General features: G+C 66.8%; 19 protein-coding genes. 9 read left to right on the plus strand and 10 right to left on the minus strand.

From position 1 onward, the window contains the following. Nucleotides 1-6: 6 nt before the first annotated feature. Together BN973_RS14785 and BN973_RS14790 are read right to left on the minus strand one after the other, a co-directional pair. Entirely contained in the window at nucleotides 7-831 is an 825-nt protein-coding gene (locus BN973_RS14785) for a hypothetical protein (protein ID WP_036468986.1), read from the minus strand. Then, nucleotides 828-1,448 (minus strand): TetR/AcrR family transcriptional regulator, encoded by a 621-nt coding sequence (locus BN973_RS14790; protein WP_036468987.1) that lies wholly within the window; start codon nucleotides 1,446-1,448, stop codon nucleotides 828-830. Before BN973_RS14790 ends, BN973_RS14785 begins: the two co-directional genes overlap by 4 nt. A gap of 186 nt (nucleotides 1,449-1,634) precedes the next feature. On the opposite strand from BN973_RS14790, the gene BN973_RS14795 reads away from it, so the two are divergent. The 9 genes from BN973_RS14795 to fadD1 are packed head-to-tail and all read left to right on the plus strand — an operon-like array spanning nucleotide 1,635 to nucleotide 10,691. Further along, nucleotides 1,635-2,813: an acyl-CoA dehydrogenase family protein gene (locus tag BN973_RS14795; protein ID WP_036468988.1), complete on the plus strand. Its 1,179-nt coding sequence runs from the start codon at nucleotides 1,635-1,637 to the stop codon at nucleotides 2,811-2,813. Nucleotides 2,814-2,816: 3 nt separating this feature from the next. Then, entirely contained in the window at nucleotides 2,817-3,938 is a 1,122-nt protein-coding gene (locus BN973_RS14800; RefSeq protein ID WP_036468989.1) for an acyl-CoA dehydrogenase family protein, read from the plus strand. Then, the gene (locus BN973_RS14805) at nucleotides 3,931-4,431 is read left to right on the plus strand and encodes a MaoC family dehydratase (RefSeq protein WP_036468990.1); all 501 of its coding nucleotides are present in this window, start codon (nucleotides 3,931-3,933) and stop codon (nucleotides 4,429-4,431) included. The genes BN973_RS14800 and BN973_RS14805 overlap by 8 nt, the downstream gene beginning before the upstream one ends. 7 nt (nucleotides 4,432-4,438) lie before the next feature. After that, nucleotides 4,439-4,891 (plus strand): hotdog family protein, encoded by a 453-nt coding sequence (locus BN973_RS14810; RefSeq protein WP_036468991.1) that lies wholly within the window; start codon nucleotides 4,439-4,441, stop codon nucleotides 4,889-4,891. Continuing rightward, a complete protein-coding gene (locus tag BN973_RS14815; protein WP_036468992.1) occupies nucleotides 4,888-6,099 on the plus strand; it encodes a thiolase family protein in 1,212 nt (403 codons plus the stop codon). Before BN973_RS14810 ends, BN973_RS14815 begins: the two co-directional genes overlap by 4 nt. 4 nt (nucleotides 6,100-6,103) lie before the next feature. Beyond that, nucleotides 6,104-6,514: a Zn-ribbon domain-containing OB-fold protein gene (locus BN973_RS14820; RefSeq protein ID WP_036468993.1), complete on the plus strand. Its 411-nt coding sequence runs from the start codon at nucleotides 6,104-6,106 to the stop codon at nucleotides 6,512-6,514. Between the two features lie 20 nt (nucleotides 6,515-6,534). Then, nucleotides 6,535-7,494, plus strand: coding sequence for an alpha/beta hydrolase (locus BN973_RS14825; protein WP_139830034.1), 960 nt, complete (start codon nucleotides 6,535-6,537; stop codon nucleotides 7,492-7,494). Further along, nucleotides 7,482-9,077, plus strand: coding sequence for a flavin-containing monooxygenase (locus BN973_RS14830; RefSeq protein WP_036468995.1), 1,596 nt, complete (start codon nucleotides 7,482-7,484; stop codon nucleotides 9,075-9,077). Before BN973_RS14825 ends, BN973_RS14830 begins: the two co-directional genes overlap by 13 nt. A gap of 21 nt (nucleotides 9,078-9,098) precedes the next feature. Continuing rightward, nucleotides 9,099-10,691 carry a fatty-acid--CoA ligase FadD1 gene (fadD1, locus tag BN973_RS14835; RefSeq protein ID WP_036468996.1) on the plus strand — a complete coding sequence of 531 codons (1,593 nt, stop codon included), beginning with the start codon at nucleotides 9,099-9,101 and terminating at the stop codon, nucleotides 10,689-10,691. A 2-nt stretch (nucleotides 10,692-10,693) separates the two neighbouring features. Here fadD1 and BN973_RS14840 read toward each other — a convergent pair whose 3' ends face one another. From BN973_RS14840 to BN973_RS14875, 8 genes are all read right to left on the minus strand, one after another. Continuing rightward, nucleotides 10,694-11,545: a DMT family transporter gene (locus BN973_RS14840; RefSeq protein WP_036468997.1), complete on the minus strand. Its 852-nt coding sequence runs from the start codon at nucleotides 11,543-11,545 to the stop codon at nucleotides 10,694-10,696. Between the two features lie 18 nt (nucleotides 11,546-11,563). Then, entirely contained in the window at nucleotides 11,564-12,565 is a 1,002-nt protein-coding gene (locus tag BN973_RS14845; RefSeq protein ID WP_051641271.1) for an SDR family NAD(P)-dependent oxidoreductase, read from the minus strand. A gap of 11 nt (nucleotides 12,566-12,576) precedes the next feature. Then, the gene (locus BN973_RS14850; protein WP_036468998.1) at nucleotides 12,577-13,377 is read right to left on the minus strand and encodes an SDR family NAD(P)-dependent oxidoreductase; all 801 of its coding nucleotides are present in this window, start codon (nucleotides 13,375-13,377) and stop codon (nucleotides 12,577-12,579) included. Nucleotides 13,378-13,379: 2 nt separating this feature from the next. Further along, nucleotides 13,380-14,507 (minus strand): amidohydrolase family protein, encoded by a 1,128-nt coding sequence (locus BN973_RS14855; protein ID WP_036468999.1) that lies wholly within the window; start codon nucleotides 14,505-14,507, stop codon nucleotides 13,380-13,382. After that, entirely contained in the window at nucleotides 14,497-14,910 is a 414-nt protein-coding gene (locus tag BN973_RS14860; RefSeq protein WP_036469000.1) for a nuclear transport factor 2 family protein, read from the minus strand. The genes BN973_RS14855 and BN973_RS14860 overlap by 11 nt, the downstream gene beginning before the upstream one ends. A 126-nt stretch (nucleotides 14,911-15,036) precedes the next feature. Beyond that, nucleotides 15,037-15,669 (minus strand): TetR/AcrR family transcriptional regulator, encoded by a 633-nt coding sequence (locus BN973_RS14865; RefSeq protein WP_051641272.1) that lies wholly within the window; start codon nucleotides 15,667-15,669, stop codon nucleotides 15,037-15,039. A gap of 197 nt (nucleotides 15,670-15,866) precedes the next feature. Beyond that, nucleotides 15,867-16,748 carry an alpha/beta fold hydrolase gene (locus tag BN973_RS14870; RefSeq protein ID WP_036469001.1) on the minus strand — a complete coding sequence of 294 codons (882 nt, stop codon included), beginning with the start codon at nucleotides 16,746-16,748 and terminating at the stop codon, nucleotides 15,867-15,869. 39 nt (nucleotides 16,749-16,787) lie between these two features. Continuing rightward, complete coding sequence (locus BN973_RS14875) at nucleotides 16,788-17,312, minus strand: hypothetical protein (protein WP_232232090.1); 525 nt, start codon at nucleotides 17,310-17,312, stop codon at nucleotides 16,788-16,790. Nucleotides 17,313-17,635: the final 323 nt, after the last annotated feature.

Consider the following 17,635-nt stretch of genomic DNA (forward strand, 5'->3'; position numbering starts at 1 on the left):
GGGCGATCAAGGGTGTGCGGCAACAAATGTTTCGTTGCCGACGCCGACGGCGAGTCCGTCGGCGTCGAAGGGTGCGGCCAGCCGGGCGTGCAGCCTTTCCCGATCGGTGAGACGGCTGATCTCGGCGGTTTGGCGAGCGAATAGACGCCCGAAAGTTGGGTAAAGCCAACGCATTACGGCCCGCTCCGCGTTGCTGCAGCGCGCCGCACAGTAGCCGACGTGGCCCAGCTCGTCGGTCAGGATTTCGGCGTAGAGGCGGTCGATCCGTGCCGCGACATCTGGTTCGTCCGCGAATAATTCGACGCCGACGCGGCGCAACTCGTCGAACATGATGCAGCCCGCCATTTCTGCCGCGCCCACGAACGGGAATCCGAATCGTTCGGGCAGAAACACTTCCATCTTCACGAATTGCCGCATCACGAACGGCGGCACCACCACCTGGAACGGCAGACCGAAGATGTCGAGCACGTAGGCCAACAGCCGGGTGTGGTAGTGCTCCTCGAGCGCGAGGTAGATACGCTCGGGCGGTTCGTCGGGGCCGCCGATGCGCCCGTAGGTGTCGCCCAAATCCACGCCGAACCGCTCCGCCTGGTTGAGCTTCGCGGTGGCCAGGAGGAACAGCATCTCGCGGGACAACCCAGCCTCCGGTCGCCGGCGACGCAGGTTCCGCAGGAACACATCTCGATCGATCTGCCGAGCGGAGCGCACCGGGTCGGCCTCCAACGACGTGAAGAACTCTTCACGGTTGGCCAGCCGGCGATGCAGCAGATCGGCGTCGCCGTCCCGATGCGCCAGGTAGGCCCGGTAGCCGTCGATACCTGTGGCGGTCATGTTGCCTCCATTCCTGCGACGATCGTCTTGACATAGCGGTCCAGCAGCGCGGCACGCGTTTTCCGCGTTTCGCTGGTGGCCAGCAGGGCGAACAGGCCGGTCATGAAGATCACGCCGAGCTCACCCGGATCGGCGTCCCGCGCCACCCGTCCCGCGGCCTGTGCGTCTCGGATTGCGGCGATGACGAATTCGGCCAGCGGATGCTCGGCCGTCTCGTCCTCGAGGGGGCGCGTCGCGGAGAAGTGCAACCCGAGCATGTCCCGGAAGACCACGGGGCCGAGTCGCTCTTCGGCGGCGAGCACTTGACGCACCAGAAGTCTGAGCATCGCCAACAGGTCGCCGGCGCCGCTCGTCTTGGGCGCGAGTTTGGCCACGATCTTGACTTCCTCGGCCCGTTCCAATTCGACGAGGACGTGCTCTTTGGTGGGGAAGTGGAAATAGAAGGTGCCACGCGCGACACCCGTGGCCGCGGCAATGGCCGCGACGTCCGCCCCGGCCAGTCCGGCACGCCCGATCTCGGCCACCGCGGCGTCGAAAAGACGTGCGCGCGTTTGGAGTCGCTGCGACTCCCGAGCGTTCACCAGCGGGGAAGTCTCGGAGGCCGACGTCGACGGCATGCCAGGAAACGTATCCGCTCTCGCTGGCATCTGTCAATGACGGGTGTCAGCCAAACATGGGCGCCGCCGTTCGCAGGGTGCGCCGGACGCCATTGCGGCCGGGCGTAACGTCAGTGCGAAATCGCGGGCGAAACCTCGCTGCGGCGTTACGCTGACGCGGCGGATAGAAGGGTGAGGTGGGCCGGAATGGATTTCGAACTCGACGCCGGGCAACGCGCGTGGCTGACCGAGGTTCGCGAATTCCTCTCCGAAAACGTCACCCCGGAATTGCGAGCCGAGCTGGCCGAGCACGATCTGGAATTCCCCGACGGCGAGGTTGCCCGGTTCCGCCGCAAGATCGGCGAGAAGGGCTGGTTCGGCCTGAACTGGCCGCGTGAATACGGGGGACTCGGGCTCGGCGCGGTGCATCAACACCTGCTGATGAGCGAGTTCGAATACTGGGGCGTGCCCGGACCCGACCTCACGGTCACCTCGGTGGCGCCGATGATCATGCGCCATGGCACCGAGCAGAACAAAACCGAGTGGCTCCCGCTGATCGCCAGGGGCGAAATGATCTGTGCCGTCGGCTATTCCGAAGCCGATGCCGGAACGGACCTGGCCAGCCTGCGCACCCGCGCGACGCGCGATGGCGACCATTGGGTGATCAACGGCAGCAAGATCTGGAACAGCGGGGCGCAGCGAGCCACCCACGAATGGTTGTGCGTGCGCACCGACCCGAATGGTGTACGCCATCGCGGGATTTCGGTCATCATCGTGCCGATCGACACCCCGGGGATCGGAATCCGCCCGCTGTATGCGTGGTCGGGCTACCGCACCAACGAGGTACATTTCGACGACGTACGCGTCCCGGTCACGAATCTGGTGGGTGAGGTCAACCGCGGCTGGACCTACATCACCGGCGCGCTCGATCTGGAGCGCGGTGCACTGACCAACGCCGGCGATCTGCGTCGCGCCGTGGACGAGTTGCGCGAACTTGCCCGCCGCCCGCGACGCGACGGCTCGGTGCCGTCCGGCGATCCGGCCCTTATGCGTCGGCTGGCGCAGGCCGAGGCCGACGTCGAGGTGGCGACGTTGATGGGTTACGAGGCAGCCTCGATGCTCGACAGCGACGTGATCCCGACCGTGCAGGTCAGCGTCGAGAAGGTGTTCACCAGTGAGCTGCGGCAGCGCATCGCCGACCTGGCCCTCGACCTGTTGGGCCCCGACGGCCTGCTGGCGCACCGCAGCGAAACCGCGCCCCTGGCAGGCAAATTCGAACGGCTGTACCGGGCCGCCCCGCTGATGCGCTTCGGTGGCGGCACCAACGAGGTGCTGCGCGATGTCATCGCCCAGCGCGGCCACGGAATGCCTTCCTATGGACGGTGATGCGTGAAGGCGATCCCCACCACGCAGCAGCGCGAGTTCGGCGCGTCGATGCGCGCGCTGCTGGCCGCGGAGTGCCCGCTGAATCTGGTCCGCGGGCTGGGTGAACCCGGCGCCGATCGCAGCACCCCGGCGCTGTGGAAGGCATTGGCCGGCGCCGGCGTGTTCGGCCTCGCCGTTGCCGAGGAGTACGGCGGCTCGGGCGGCTCGCTGGGCGATCTGGCCGTCTTCTACACCGAAGCCGGCCGCGCGCTGTGTCCGACGGCCGTGCACAGCACCATCACCACAGCGCTGGCGATAGACCAGCTTGGCTCTCCGGAGGTCAAGTCCGCGCGGCTGCCGCAGCTGGCGGCCGGGACTGTCCGCGGCACCACCGCGCTGTGGAATGCCCGCGACGCCGCGGATGTTTCGGCTGTGCTGCACGCCCGTCCCGACTCGACCGGGTGGCGCCTCGACGGTGTCGCGGACTATGTCGCCGACGCCGACATCGCCGACCTCATCGTGGTGTCGGCCGCTGCCGGCGAGCACACGCTGGTCTTCGCCGTCGACACCGGCACGTCCGGCCTGAGCCTGGTGCCGCTCGCCATGGCCGGCGGGTACCGGGCGTTCGCGGTGCGGTTCGACGATGTGACCGTCGGTGCCGAAGCGCTGATCGACAGCGGCCCACCGGATCGGACCGCGTTGCGCCGCTTGGCGAATGCGGCCGTCGCCTTGGGGTCACTGGACCTGGTCGGGGTCGGTCAGGCGGTGCTGGACCGCACCGTCGAGTACACCAAGCTGCGCCACCAGTTCGGCCGCCCGATCGCCTCTTTCCAGGCGGCGCAGCATCTGGTCGCCAACATGCACATCGCCTTGGCCGCAGCGCGATTGACCGCGCATTCCGCCGTGTTCTGGATCGCCCGGGGACAGACGGCGACCCGACAAACGGCCATCGCGCGGATGCATGCGGGCACGGCGGCCCGGCTGGTTACGCTGGATGCCCATCAATTGCATGGCGGGATCGGCTACGTGACCGAAACAGATCTGCACCTGTGGACCGAACGGGCAAGGCTCGGTTCAACTCTCGGCGGCGGCGCCGGCGTCGCCGCGGCCTGGCTGGAGGAAACCTTGGAGGAGATCCGTGAGTGAGGACACCCTGATCGACGCCGAGTCGGCGTCGCGAGTGGGTACCGTTGCCGCGACCGCGACCGGCGAGGTGAACCGACGCGATTGGCAGCGCTGGGCGGCCGCGGTCGGTGACCACAATCCGCTGTACTTCGATCCGGATTACGCCCGTGCCAACGGATTTCGCGACATATTCTGCCCACCGCTGTATCTGCAGTACGCGGTGCTCGGCGTCGTGCACCTTGACTCGCTGCGGCCCGACGGTTCCTCGGGTGCGGTTTCGGGAAGCCTCGCGTTTCCGCGCGCACCGAAACGGATGGCCGGCGGGGAGAGCTTCACCTTTCACCTGCCCGCGTATCACCGCGACGAGATCGAGATGGTCCGCACCATCGAGTCGATCGTCGAAAAGCAAGGCCGCTCCGGAAAATTCGTCCTGGTCACCTGGCACACGGTGTACCGCAACCAGCACGGCGAGCTGGTCGCCGAAGCCGCGACGTCGATGATCGCCCGACCCTAGGAATCCCATGACCGATCAGGTGTGCTACGACGACGTCGAGGTGGGCGAGCAGATTCCCGCGCTGACCGTCACCGCCGACGAGACCCAGCTGTTCTTTTTCAGCGCCGCCACTTACAACGGCCACCGCATTCACTACGACAAGGAGTGGGCGCGCGACGTCGAAGGCTACGACAACGTGTTGGTGCACGGCCCGTTGCAAGCGGCGCTGCTGGCCCGCGCCCTGGGCGACTGGATCGGCGGCCGCGGTCGTCTGGTGTCCTTTTCGGTGCAGAACCGGGCGACCGCCTTGCCCGGCGAGCCGCTGACCTTCGGCGGAGTGGTCACCGCGAAGCGCCTGGCGGACGGCGCCGCACTGGTGGATCTCGAAATCGCCGGGCGCCGCGGCGACACCGTGCTGATGCCCGGAACCGCGACCGTCGAGCTGCCACTTCGAGAAACCATCAGCGGAACGCCGTCGTGACGGGATTACGTGGCGAAGCGGCCATCGTGGGCTTCGCGGAGTTACCCGCCGAGCGCCGTCCGACCGGGCCGCCCCTGTTCACCCTCGACCAGTACGCACTGCTGGCAAAGATGGCCGTGCGGGACGCCGGGGTCGATCCGGCGCACATCAACGGCCTGATCACCCACGGCGTGGCCGAATCGGCGATGTTCGCCCCGGCGACCTTGTGCGAGTACCTGGGCCTGGCACTGGATTTCGGTGAGCGCGTCGATCTTGGCGGGGCCACGTCGGCCGGAATGATCTGGCGGGCCGCCGCCGCGATCGAGCTCGGCATCTGCGACGCGGTGCTGGCCGTGGTGCCCGGTTCGCTGAACGTGCCGCAATCCGGACGGAAATCTTCGGGCCCCGCGCAGGAGCCGAATTGGTATGGGGCGTCATCGAATAACTATGGGTCACCGCAGGCCGAGTTCGAGATCCCGTACGGCAACCTTGGCCAGAACGCGCCGTACGCGCAGATCGCGCAGCGCTACGCCGCGGAATTCGGTTACGACCCCGCCGCGGTCGCCAAGATCGCGGTCGACCAACGCACCAACGCGTGCGCGCATCCCGGCGCCGTTTTCCACGGCACCCCGATCACCCTCGACGACGTTCTCGCCAGTCCGATGATCGCCGACCCGATCCACCTGCTCGAAACCGTGATGCGGGTGCACGGGGGAGTGGGCGTCCTGCTCGCCAACGCCGATATCGCGCGTCGCGGCCGCCACCGCCCGGTGTGGATCAAGGGTTTCGGCGAGCACATCGCGTTCAAGACCCCGACCTATGCCGAGGACCTGCTGCACACTCCGATCGCGCGCGCCGCGGACAAGGCGTTCGCGATGGCGGGCCTGGACCGGTCCGATGTCGATATCGCCTCGATCTACGACTGCTACACGATCACGGTGCTGATGAGTCTGGAGGATGCCGGCTTTTGCGCCAAAGGCGAAGGCATGTCCTGGGTTACCGAACACGATCTCACCTACCGCGGCGACTTCCCGCTCAATACTGCCGGCGGTCAGCTGTCGTTCGGTCAAGCCGGAATGGCCGGCGGCATGCATCACGTCGTCGACGGTGCGCGGCAGGTGATGGGTCGCGCCGGCGACGCCCAGGTACCGGAGTGCCACACGGCGTTCGTCACCGGCAACGGCGGGATCATGAGCGAGCAGGTCGCGCTGATCATGCGGGGGGACTGACGCCTTGAGTACCGAACCCCGCCCGATTCCCGAACCCACCCCCGTGTCGAAGCCTTTCTGGGATGGCCTGGCGCAGCGCCGGATCGTGGTGCAGTATTCGCCGTCGCTGCGGCGATACGTGTTCTATCCGCGCACCCTCGCACCCGGCACGCTCGCCGATGACCTGGAATGGCGCGAAATCGATGGCGCGGGAACCCTGTACACCTTCACCATTGCCCGCAGACCAACCGCCCCGCCCTGGGCCGATGCGGTACCGCAGCTGCTCGCCGTGGCGCAGTGGGATGCCGGGCCGCGGATCAGCACCGAATTGGTCGACATCGACCCGAGCGACATCCGGATCGGCATGCGATTGGAGCCGGTGTTCTACGATCTGCCCGAGGGCGGCATCACCTTACTGAGATACCGGCCCGCGTGACCTCAACGGTGAGGTCGGAGGTGCAGATGGACGATGTCGTGCAGGCGATGCTCGACCAGTTGAACGCCGAATTTCCGCGCGTCGAGACGATGACCGGTGCACAGGCGCGCGCGGCGGTGGCCGCGCGGCGTATGCCGGTCACCAACACCGACGACGTCGCGAGCGCCGTCGACCGTTCGGTGCCGGGCCCCGACGGCGCCATCGGGGTCCGCCTGTACTCCCCGCACGGTGCACCGGCGACGGACCGCCCCGCGATCGTGTTCTGTCACGGTGGCGGATTCGTGTTCTGCGACATCGAATCCCACGACGGATTCTGTCGAACACTGGCTCGTGGCTGCCAGGCCGTGGTGGTGTCGGTGGACTACCGGCTGGCTCCCGAGCATCCGGCGCCCGCGGCGGCCCTTGACGCGTATGCGGTGTTCTGCTGGGTGGTTGAGCACGCCGCCGAGCTTGGCATCGATCCCACCCGCACCGCCGTCGCCGGCGACAGCGCCGGCGGCAACCTCGCCGCGGTCACCGCGATCCTGTGCCGCGACCGGAACGTCACCCCGCCCGTGGCACAGTTGCTCATCTACCCGGCGATCGATCCGACGTTCGACACCGACAGTTACCACCGCTACGGCACCGGGTACTTCAACACCCGTGCCGCGATGCAGTGGTACTGGCATCAATACCTCGGAGCGGAACGGGTTTTCGACCCGCCCTATCTGGTGGCCCCCGCCCGCGCGGACTCACACACGGGCCTGGCACCCGCCGTGATCGTCACCGCCGGGTCCGATCCCCTGCACAGCGAGGGGTGCGACTACGCACGCCGACTGCGCGGCGCGGGGGTGCCGGTGGTGCACCGCGATTTTCCGGGACTGTTCCACGGCTTCATGACCATTCAATCCTTCGGGCCGGCGGCCTCGGCGCAGCGTCTGGTCTTCGCCGACCTGCGCCAGCTGATGTACCCCGTAAGGGCCTCGACATGTCCGAGGTAAGCGACGTCATCGTGATCGGCGCCGGATTCGCCGGGCTGTACGCCGTGCACCGGATCGCGACGTCGGGCCTGTCGGTGATCGCCATCGAGGCCGCCCCCGATGTGGGCGGCACCTGGTACTGGAACCGCTATCCGGGAGCGCGCTGCGACGTCGAAAGCGTGGACTACTCCTACTCGTTCGACGAGGACCTGCAGAAGAGCTGGCAGTGGAGCGAACGCTTTGCCGCCCAGCCCGAGATCCTGGCCTACCTGAATCACGTCGCCGACCGCTTCGATCTGCGCCGCCACTACCGCTTCGGTGTCGACGTGGTCGGTGCCGCCTTCGATCAAGGTCGCTGGCACGTCGACACCGCGACCGGACAGACATATGCGGCACAGTTTCTGCTGTGCGCGACGGGCTGCTTGTCGGCGGTGAATCGGCCCAATATCGCAGGGGTGGACAACTTTTCGGGTGAAGTGTATTTCACGGCCGCGTGGCCCCGCGAAGATCCCGATCTGCGCGACAAGCTGGTCGGTTTGATCGGTACGGGGTCATCCGGGATCCAGGTCGCGCCGATCGTCGCCACCCAGGCCCAGCACCTCGTGGTATTCCAGCGCTCCGCGAACTACACCATCCCAATGCCCAACCGGCCGTGGTCATTCGAGGAACAACAAGAGATCCAAGAGCAGTATCCCGAGCGTCGCCGGGCATCGGCCTACGCGCCCGCCGGTACGCCGCACGGCACCTACCACAAGAACGCCGTGGACACCGAGCCCCGGGACCGCGCCGACGCACTGTGGAAGCGCTGGCGCGAAGGCGGCGTCCTGTTCGCCAAGACCTTCCCCGACCAGACTAGTGACCTGGCTGCCAACGACGTGGCCCGGCTATTCGCCGAGGAGCGGATCCGGGAAATCGTCACCGACCCGATCGTCGCGACCGATCTCATCCCGGTCGATCATCCGATCGGAACCAAACGGATCTGCACCGACAACGGGTACTACGCCAGCTTCAACCGCGACAACGTGCAGCTGGTGAACCTGCGCCGCGAGCCCATCACGGAGATCACCGCGCACGGGATACGAACCACCGAGGCAACCTATCCCTTCGATGTGCTGATCTTCGCCACCGGCTTCGACGCGATGACCGGAGCGTTGACCCGCATCAACCCGAGCGGACCCGGGGGAGCGCAATTGCGCGACATCTGGAGTGACGGCCCGGTGACCTTCCTCGGTCTGATGGTGCCGGGCCTGCCGAACCTGTTCACGATCAGCGGGCCGGGCAGTCCCTCGGTGCTGGCGAATATGGTGCTGCACGCCGAGGTTCAGGTCGACTGGGTCGTCGATCTGGTGCGAGCCGCGCGGCAACTGGGCGTCAACGAGGTCGAGCCACGCCTGGACGCGGCGCGCGCGTGGACCGATGAGGTGGCGCGGGCCGCCGAGCGGACGCTGTTCCCCAGGGCGGCATCGTCGTGGTATCTGGGCGCCAACATCGAAGGCAAGAAGCGCATCTTCATGCCCTACATCGGAGGGTTCGGTACCTACCGGCGTCACTGCGACGAGGTCGCCCAGCGCAATTACGCCGGGTTGGTGTTGACGACCCGATGACGTCAACGAGGAAGTGAGACGGTGCCGGAGACGGTTCAGCAGCTACTGCGCCAGCGCAGGCACGACGACACTCCTGCGATCGCGCACGGTGAGGCGACCTGGACCTGGCGCGAGCACCTCGCCGAAGCCGAGACCGAGGCCGCAGCGCTGATCGCGCTCGCCGACCCGGCCCGCCCGTTGCATGTCGGTGCCGCGCTGGGCAATTCGCCGGAAATGCTGCGCGCCATGGCCGCCGCGGCGCTCGGCGGCTACGTGCTGTGCGGCCTGAACACGACCCGCCGCGGGCCGGCGCTGCTTGCCGACATCCGGCGCTCGGACTGCCAGATCCTGCTCGTCGACGACGAGCACCTGCCCTTGTTGCAAGGCTTGGACCTCAACGGAATTCAGGTCCTCGAGGTGGGCACGACGCGCTACGCCGACGCGCTCGCCGCGGCGCCGCCGTTGACACCGCACCGCGAGGTCGTCGGCGCCGACACGTTCATGATGATCTTCACCTCCGGAACCAGCGGCAATCCCAAGGCCGTGCGGTTCGCGCACGGGATGGCGATCATGTGCGGTGCCAGTCTGATCTTCCAATACGACGTCACCGCGGACGATGTCTGCTATCTGGCGATGCCGCTGTTTCATTCCAACGGTGTCGCCGCCGGCTGGGCCGTCGCCATCGGCAGCGGCGCCTTGATGGTTCCCGCCAAGTTCTCACCGTCGCGCTTCATCGACGACGTCCGCCGCTACGGCGTGACCTACCTGAACTATGTCGGTAAGCCACTGGCCCTGATCCTGTCCACCCCCGAACGTCCCGACGATGCCGACACGACGCTGCGCATGGCGTTCGGCAACGAGGCCACCGATCGCGATATCGCGGAATTCGCACGGCGTTTCGGGTGTCGGGTGGTCGACAGCTTCGGGTCCAGCGAGTTCGCGGTGATCGTGGTGCGCGAAGACGGCACACCGCCCGGATCGATCGGCAGGCCCTATCCCGGAGTCAGCATCTACAACCCGGTGACGCTGAAGGAGTGTGCCGTCGCCCAGTTCGACGAACACGGCGCGCTGACCAACTTCGAGGACGCCGTCGGCGAACTCGTCAACACCGAGGGAGCGGGGCCGTTCGTCGGCTACTACAACGACCCGGAGGCCACGGCCGAACGGATGCGCCACGGCATGTACTGGGCCGGCGATTTGGCCTACCGCGACGCCGATGGCTGGATCTACCTCGCCGGCCGCACCGCCGACTGGATGCGGGTGGACGGTGAGAATCTCGCCGCGGCGCCGATCGAGCGGATCCTGGAACGGCTGCCGCAGGTCAGCCAGGTCGCGGTGTACGCCGTCCCGGACGAGCGGGTCGGCGACCAAGTGATGGCGGCACTGGTGCTTCGTCCGGGAATGGTATTGCGGCCAACCGATCTCGAGGAGTTCCTGGCCGCACAACGCGACCTGTCACCGAAGGCGTGGCCGCGCTATGTACGCATCAACGACGACCTGCCGGTGACGGCCACCAACAAGATCCTCAAACGCGAGTTGATCGCGGCCGGCATCAGCGGCCAAGGCGGCGTGCTGCTGACCCGAGAAGCTCGCGGCACGACGTATACGATTGCCGCACAACTGGTTCCGGAATAGCCTCAGTCGGACTCCGCTGTACTGGGCGCCTCACCGAAGCGGGCCAGCACCAACGTGCCGGCCACCGCCACGGCGAATCCCAGGATCACCAGCCAGCCCCACCCGGGCCGCGCGGTATCGCCGAGCCACAGCACGCCGACGAGTGCCGGCGCGATGGTTTCACCGACGACCATGGCGGCCACGGTGGTGGTGACCGAGCCGCGTTGCAGTGCGGAAGTGAACAACAGAAATCCCGCGGCGCCTCCGCCGGCCGCGGCGTACAGCGCGGGGTCGGTGTAGAACGCGGCCTTGGTGGGATCGATCTCGTCGAGCAGGCGCACACCGATCTCGACGACACCGAATCCGCTTCCGGCGCCGAGACCCAGGGCGAGCGCGCGCTCCCGGTCCGCAAGCCGGCCGGCGACCGCGCCGATGAGGAAGATGACGGCGACGGCGACGATCAGCGCCCAGCCCAGTCCCGGTGGGCCGTGGCGAAAGTGTCCGGGTCCGGCGGCACAAGCGAGTGCGGCCAGGCTCACGCAGACCACACCGACGGCGGTCCACTCGGCCTTGGACAGCCGAGCCGAGAGCACCCACACGGACACGATGCCGGTGACCGCGATCGAGGCGGCCAGCGCCGCGGCTACGACGTAGATCGGCACCAGTCGCAGCGCCGCGACCTGCAGCAGGAAACCGAAGCCGTCGAGGCCAATGCCCGCCAGGTAGCGCCACTGGCGCAGCGCCCGCAGCAGCAGCATCGCGTCGACACCGGACTTGCCGCCCGATTCCACCGACCGCGCCGCGACGGCCTGCAGTACCGAGGCGGTGCCGTAGCACAGCGAACAGCCCAGCGCGAGCAGGAATCCGATCAGCACAGGGTGACAGTAGCCGAGCTAGCCGTTCGTTGGTGGCACCATCTGCAATTCCAGGGCAAGGGCTTGCAGGCGTGCCGAATAGGCTCGAACGCCCCACGCCATCGCTTCGCCGTCAAGTTCGTTGGGCAGCGAACGATCCCGAATTCGGTCCCAGTTTCCCGCGACGTCCTCGATCGTCGGGTGCGGGCCGAACGTCGCGCCGCCGGTGTGTGCGATGGCATAGCGGCAGTAGTAGCCGCCGGTGGCGCCGAAAATCTCTGCCGTCGCAGGACAACTGCGGTGCACCAGGGCGAGCGCCATCGGGGTGACCCGGCTCGCCGTCAGGAGCGCGACGTAGTCCGCCGAATCCAGGGAGATCTCGAGTTCGGGTGGCCGACCGCGCAGCGCCGCGTCGCCGTCGGGGGTGAACACCGAGAACAGGCGCGTGTCGAAAGCCGCCGGAGCGAGCGCGTTCGCTCTGATCCCGTAGCGTGTCCCCTCCCAGGCCACCGAGCGCGTCATGCCGATGACACCCATTTTCGTGGTGGCGTACGCCGCCTGCCCGAACGCGCCGGACAGACCGGACGCCGAGGTGAGTGTCACGATGCGACCACCGCCGCCGTCCTTCATCGCGCGATACGCGGCCCGCACGGTGCGAAACGTACCGCGCAGATTCACCGCGGTGATGCTGTCGAAGTCCTCGTCGCTGACGTCTTCGAAGTGGTCGTCCAGCACGATCGCGGCGTTGTGAATCAGGCCGTCGATGCGGCCCCAGGTGTCCATCGCGAGATCGATGATCTGTTGCGGCCCTTCGTCGGACGAAACGCTGGCGCCGGACGCGACCGCCTCGCCACCGGCCGCGACGATGTCGTCGGCAACCGATTGCGCCATCGTCGGGTCGCAGCCACCGCCACGGGGGCTGCCACCCAGATCATTGACGACGACGCGAGCGCCGCGCCGGCCCAGTTCTATCGCCTGGGATCGGCCGATCCCGCCGGCGGCGCCGGTGACGACGACGACCTCGCCGTCGAATCGGATCACGGGTGTCCTCTCTAGAGATCGGGCGAGTTGTTCGGAAACAGTCCGGCCGGTGCGGCGCCGTCGACCTCCAGCAGCTTGCCGGTGATCCACGACGATGCGGGCGAGGCGAAAAATATTGCGGCAGACGCAATGTCACTCGGTGTGCCGTTGCGGCGCATCGGAGTCTTTGTGCGCAAGCCCTCGCGCACGTCGGGCATCGCATCCATGAATCCCCGCAACGCCTCGGTCTCGACGCAGCCGGGCAGGATCGCGTTCACCCGCACCCGGGGCGCGAGTTCGATGGCCGCAAGTTGAGTGAACTTACCGAGCGCCGACTTGGCCAGACTGTAGGGAAGGAATCCGCGCTCATTCTGTACTCCCGACATGGACCCGATGTTGACGATCGCGCCACCCCCGCGAGACAGCATGTGCGGCAAGGCATGCCGTCCAAGCTCGAACGGGGCCGACACATTGAAGCGAAATGCACTCTCCAACAAGGAGACCGTCATATCCGTATAGGTGCCGAGCTGTTCGACGCCGCCGGCATTGTTGACCAGGATGTCCAGCCCTCCGAGCGAGCGCACGGACTGCGCGACAACGTCTCCCAGATTTTCGATCTCGGTGACGTCGGCGGGTATCGCGACGGCGTTGCGGCCCATCGCCCTGATTTCTTCTGCTACCGCGTCCAGGTCGTCCTTGGTCCGGGCGACCAGCGCCACGTCCGCGCCCGCTTCGGCGAATGCGAGCGCGATGCCTCGTCCGATACCCTTGCCGGCACCCGTGACGAGAGCGGCCTTGCCGTCGAGACGGAATTGCCCGGTGACGCCGACCAATGTCAGACCTTGATGCCGAAGATCTCGGCCGCGTTGCCGCGACAGATTTGCTCGACCTCGTTGGCCGGCACGCCGTCGAATTGCTTCTCGATCCAGTCCGCGGAGAAGGGAAATGAACCTTCGTGGTGGGGATAGTCGTTGCCCCACATCAGGCAGTCCAGGCCGGTCAGGTCGCGCGACCGAATCGCCAGTGGGTCCCACATGAAGGTGGCGTGTGCCTGACGCTTGAGGTAGTAGCTCGGGTGGACATCGATCTTGGCCGGACCCATCAGGTCATCGATGCCCAATTGATGTAGCCGACTCTGGCTGAAGTGGTGGTCGTAGAACTGCATCGCGAAGGCCAGCCATCCGGCGTAGCCCTCGGTGCAGACCACGTGCAGATTGGGATAACGCTCAAAGACGCCGCTGTAGGTCATCCAGCCGAGCGTCTCGCCCATGCCGCAGCTCTGCATGTACCAACCGATGTCCTGCCGGCCGGGGTAGGCCATCAGCCCGGGACCGACCAGGGGGCTGCGCAGACCTCCGACGTGCATGGTGATGGGGATGCCGAGACTGTCCGCGGCTTCCCACAGCGGCTCCCATTCGTCCATGTAGTAGGGGCGTTCGAAGATGCCGTCCGGCAGCAGCGCGGGACGAAGTCCCATCCCCGCGGCGCGTTCCAGCTCTGCTACCGACGCGGCAATGTCCTTGAACGGCAGGTGGATACCGGGTGCGACACGGTCGAGGTAGGGGCCCCAGTGGTCGGCCAGCCAATCGTTGGCGACCTTGCAGTAGGCGGTGTCGGCGTCGGCGGGGATCCCGTTCGGCATGTCGGAGATCCGACCGATCAGCACCGCACCGTGGACGCCGTCACGCTCCAGATCCGCGAGTTGCTCGGCCGCATCCAGGCTGAGGCGAGCCTCGGCGACGACGTTGCCCTCGGCGCCGGTCGCATCGGCCTTGATGTCCGACGTACCCTCGCCCGACATCATCGCCAACGACACGATGTGGCCGAGCTTGTAGACGTCCTTGCCGTTCTCGTCCTTCTCGATTCGGGGGAAGTACTCCCGGTACTGCTCCGGTAGCTCGTCGACGATCGACAGCGGCGGCGTGATGTGACAGTCGGCGGTGATGAGCTTTTCAGGCACCATGGTGCTGCTCCTGCAGTTCGGAGAGGTCGGGGTTCACCGGGCCGCCCGGCATCATCGGGAAGGATCGCGAATCCCAGTAATCACGATTGTGCACAATGCGGCCGTCGTCGTCCGTCTCGCCGACAGACGCACCGCGACAAGCGAACTCGATGTCGAATGCGGTACCCGACATGGTCCACTCGACCACGTAGCGGTTGCCGTCCTTCATGCCGCCATGGTGGGTGAACTTGCAGTTCGGCACGGCCATCAGGGTGACTTCGACCATGTTCTTGACGCCCTCGTGACCCTCGAACTCGATATGGCCGGAGACGTCCTCCCACTTGATGTCCAGAGAGCAGATGGCCACCATCGGCTCGACCTCGTGGGTGTTGAACGCGTCGATGAATTGTTCGCTCCACGACATCGCGGTCCTCCGTTTCGCGTCATCTATACGATCGTCTAGTAACCCTAGACGATCGTATAGTGGTGTCAATAGCCAACGGATCGAGCGCGGAAGCGCTTGTCTAGAAGATGAATTCGGTGGGGCAGGTCAGGCCGAGGCGCGTTTCGCCTTGCGGGAGATGCGGCGTGGGGCCACATCGGGGAGGTCGACGATTCGCCGAGCCATGTCGAGCAGCTGATTACGCAGCGTGTCGTCGTCGAGGTCGGCGACGAGCGGATGCGACACCGTGCCGCCGATGACGCACGTCAGTGCCGCAAGCCGCACCTGGGTATCGGGTCCCGGCTCCTCGCCGACGAGCATTCCGTACAGCCGCTCGATGAAACGCTGAAACGGTTGGTGTTCGGAAAGCAGCCGTACGATCACCGGATCGAACTGCAAGGTGTTGGCCGCGCGGCGATGTTCCACCGCATGGTCGATCACCCGATTCAGCAGCAATTCGCGAGCTTCGATGCGGCAATCCAGCGCCCCGGCGGCTTCCAGCGCGTCTTCGAGCCGGGCGAGTTCCATCTCCGCGACGGCGATGACGATCTCATCCTTGGTGTTGAACTGGTGGTAGATGGCGCCCTTCGTCACTCCGACCGCGTCGGCGATCCTCTGGTAGGACGTTGCCCCCACGCCGTGCTCGGCGAACAGCTCCATCGCCGCGCGCAGGGTGCGCAGCTGCGAGGCAGTCCGCGCGGCGGAACCAAGCCGCGCGGCCGGCTGTCTGGAGGACGGCATCGCACCAGGGTATACGCGCGGCGCCCGCAGTTCTAGACGACCGTCTAGGGCAAAGCGCGGACAGCTCCATCGGGGATGTCGCGTTGCGCGAACAGATCCGGAGCACGATGACTGGCTTCGATAGTCCGCCGGACGCGGTCGCGCAGCCCGACGACGTGGAGACCGGAGCCGTCACCATCCGTCCCACCCTCGCGGGGCTAGTCGTGCTTGGTGGCGAAGCGGTATACCGCCTCGGCGACCTCTTGCGGGCAGTCCTCTTGCAGAAAGTGCTTGGCAGGCAATTTGATTGGGTCTTGCAGACCGGCGGCGCTTTGCGCCGCGACGCCCCACCGCCGCCACGGCAGCATCCTGTCCCGTGCTCCCCACACGACCTGCACGGGGAACGGGCCGTCACGGACCACGTCGAGGTAGTGACGCTCTTTCCCGGCGGTCAGTTCGAAGCCGCGCATGATCTTCAAAAACGCCCGGCCGCCGTCGTCCCCGAACAGCAGCGGTAGCCAACACGCGATTTCCGCGGTGGGCACCCGGCGGCTTACCCCGACAAATCGCATGATCGACAGGAATGCGCCCGGCATACGCAAAGCTGCCAGCCACGCTTCTCCGATGCCCCGGTGTGCAAAAGGCTCCATCGGCCACGGCCGGTGAAATGACTCCACTTCGATGATGGTGTTCAGCAGCGTCATCGACAGCACCCGCTCGGGTACGGCGCCGGCCACCTCGAAGCCGATCGGCCCGCCGATGTCGTGCAGCACGAGGTGGAAGCGGTCGAGCCGCAATTCGTCGATCGCTGCCAGCAACCAGCGGCCCAGACCGGTCCAGGTGTAGTCGGCATCGGCGGGCCGTTCGGCGAGCCCCAGCCCGGGCAGGTCGATCGCGATGCCCCGTAAACCCGTTCCGGCCAGCGCGGGAACGACTTTGCGATACAGGTAAGCCGACGACGGAACACCGTGCACGCACACCACCGGGGGCGCGTCGCCGGGACCGTCGTCAAGGACAAAGGACTTGATCCCGGCGGCGCTGAAAAAACGGCCCGATGACCGATACCGGTCCAGCAACCGATTCGGCTTTGCGGTCCGCATGCCGACTTGAACGCCACGCCACGGGAAAAGCTTCCACCGCTATCCCGTTGGGAGTGTCTCGCCCGGAGGCCGGCACAGCGGCGCGAGGTAGTGCAGCACCAGGGCGGTGACCACGCCGTAGCCCAGGTGCGGAATCAGGTCGCTGATCCAGTCGACGAGACTCCACGTGAGCGGATTGGTCACCCCGAGAACGGTCATCGGTCCGTTGGTGCCGATCAGCGCGATGGCCGACGCGACCAGGGTGGCGACCGGTAGCCCCGGCCGCCAGCCCAGCGCGTACGCCAGCCCGAGAATGATGCCCATCCCGATGCCGGCCGCATACCCGGTGAGCGCACCGAGGCCCGAGATTCGGTTGGCGAGCACGTCGCCGTTGCCGGGAATCGTGAGGCCGAACAACCTAGCCATCGCTTCGACGGTGCGTTCGGGTGTGCTGCTCGTCGCACGGCCGCGCGCCGCGATGTCGAGGTAGGTGATGGCATTCAGGGTGGTGGTGCCGGCGGCACCCGCGGCGGCGCCGCACAACACCCCAGGCCAGAGGCGTCTTCCCTGCAGTCCCGACCACACCCCGGCAATGATAGGCGCGCCATCCCGGTATTGTGCGGCGTTGCGGCTCTACCCATTCCGCAACCGGGAAACTAGAATTCGACGCGTGCTTAATCGCGCCGGAAAAACGATTGCCGCGGCTTACGGCGGTGTTGCGGTGCTCGCCTTGGCGATGGGCGGTGTCGGCGTTGCTGCCGCGCCGCACGCGACCGCGGACCCGCCCCCATCACCCGGGCCGTGCTGTTGGGCCAGCGACTCATCGCAGCCGATGGGCCTGACGATCCACCCCGAAGGGGGCGGCGGTAGCTGCATCATCGGTCTGAACTGTGGGCGTGTCAACCCGT

Origin of the sequence: Mycobacterium triplex (assembly GCF_000689255.1) — a bacterium.
GTDB lineage: Bacteria > Actinomycetota > Actinomycetes > Mycobacteriales > Mycobacteriaceae > Mycobacterium > Mycobacterium triplex.

Excerpts from the sequence above, each read along its gene's own strand:
- BN973_RS14785 (WP_036468986.1), bottom strand. The coding sequence starts at position 831 with ATGACCGCCACAGGTATCGACGGCTACCGGGCCTACCTGGCGCATCGG.
- BN973_RS14865 (WP_051641272.1), bottom strand. The coding sequence starts at position 15,669 with ATGCCGTCCTCCAGACAGCCGGCCGCGCGGCTTGGTTCCGCCGCGCGG.
- BN973_RS14790 (WP_036468987.1), bottom strand. The coding sequence starts at position 1,448 with ATGCCGTCGACGTCGGCCTCCGAGACTTCCCCGCTGGTGAACGCTCGG.
- BN973_RS14860 (WP_036469000.1), bottom strand. The coding sequence starts at position 14,910 with ATGTCGTGGAGCGAACAATTCATCGACGCGTTCAACACCCACGAGGTC.
- BN973_RS14855 (WP_036468999.1), bottom strand. The coding sequence starts at position 14,507 with ATGGTGCCTGAAAAGCTCATCACCGCCGACTGTCACATCACGCCGCCG.
- BN973_RS14795 (WP_036468988.1), top strand. The coding sequence starts at position 1,635 with ATGGATTTCGAACTCGACGCCGGGCAACGCGCGTGGCTGACCGAGGTT.
- BN973_RS14810 (WP_036468991.1), top strand. The coding sequence starts at position 4,439 with ATGACCGATCAGGTGTGCTACGACGACGTCGAGGTGGGCGAGCAGATT.
- BN973_RS14830 (WP_036468995.1), top strand. The coding sequence starts at position 7,482 with ATGTCCGAGGTAAGCGACGTCATCGTGATCGGCGCCGGATTCGCCGGG.
- BN973_RS14870 (WP_036469001.1), bottom strand. The coding sequence starts at position 16,748 with ATGCGGACCGCAAAGCCGAATCGGTTGCTGGACCGGTATCGGTCATCG.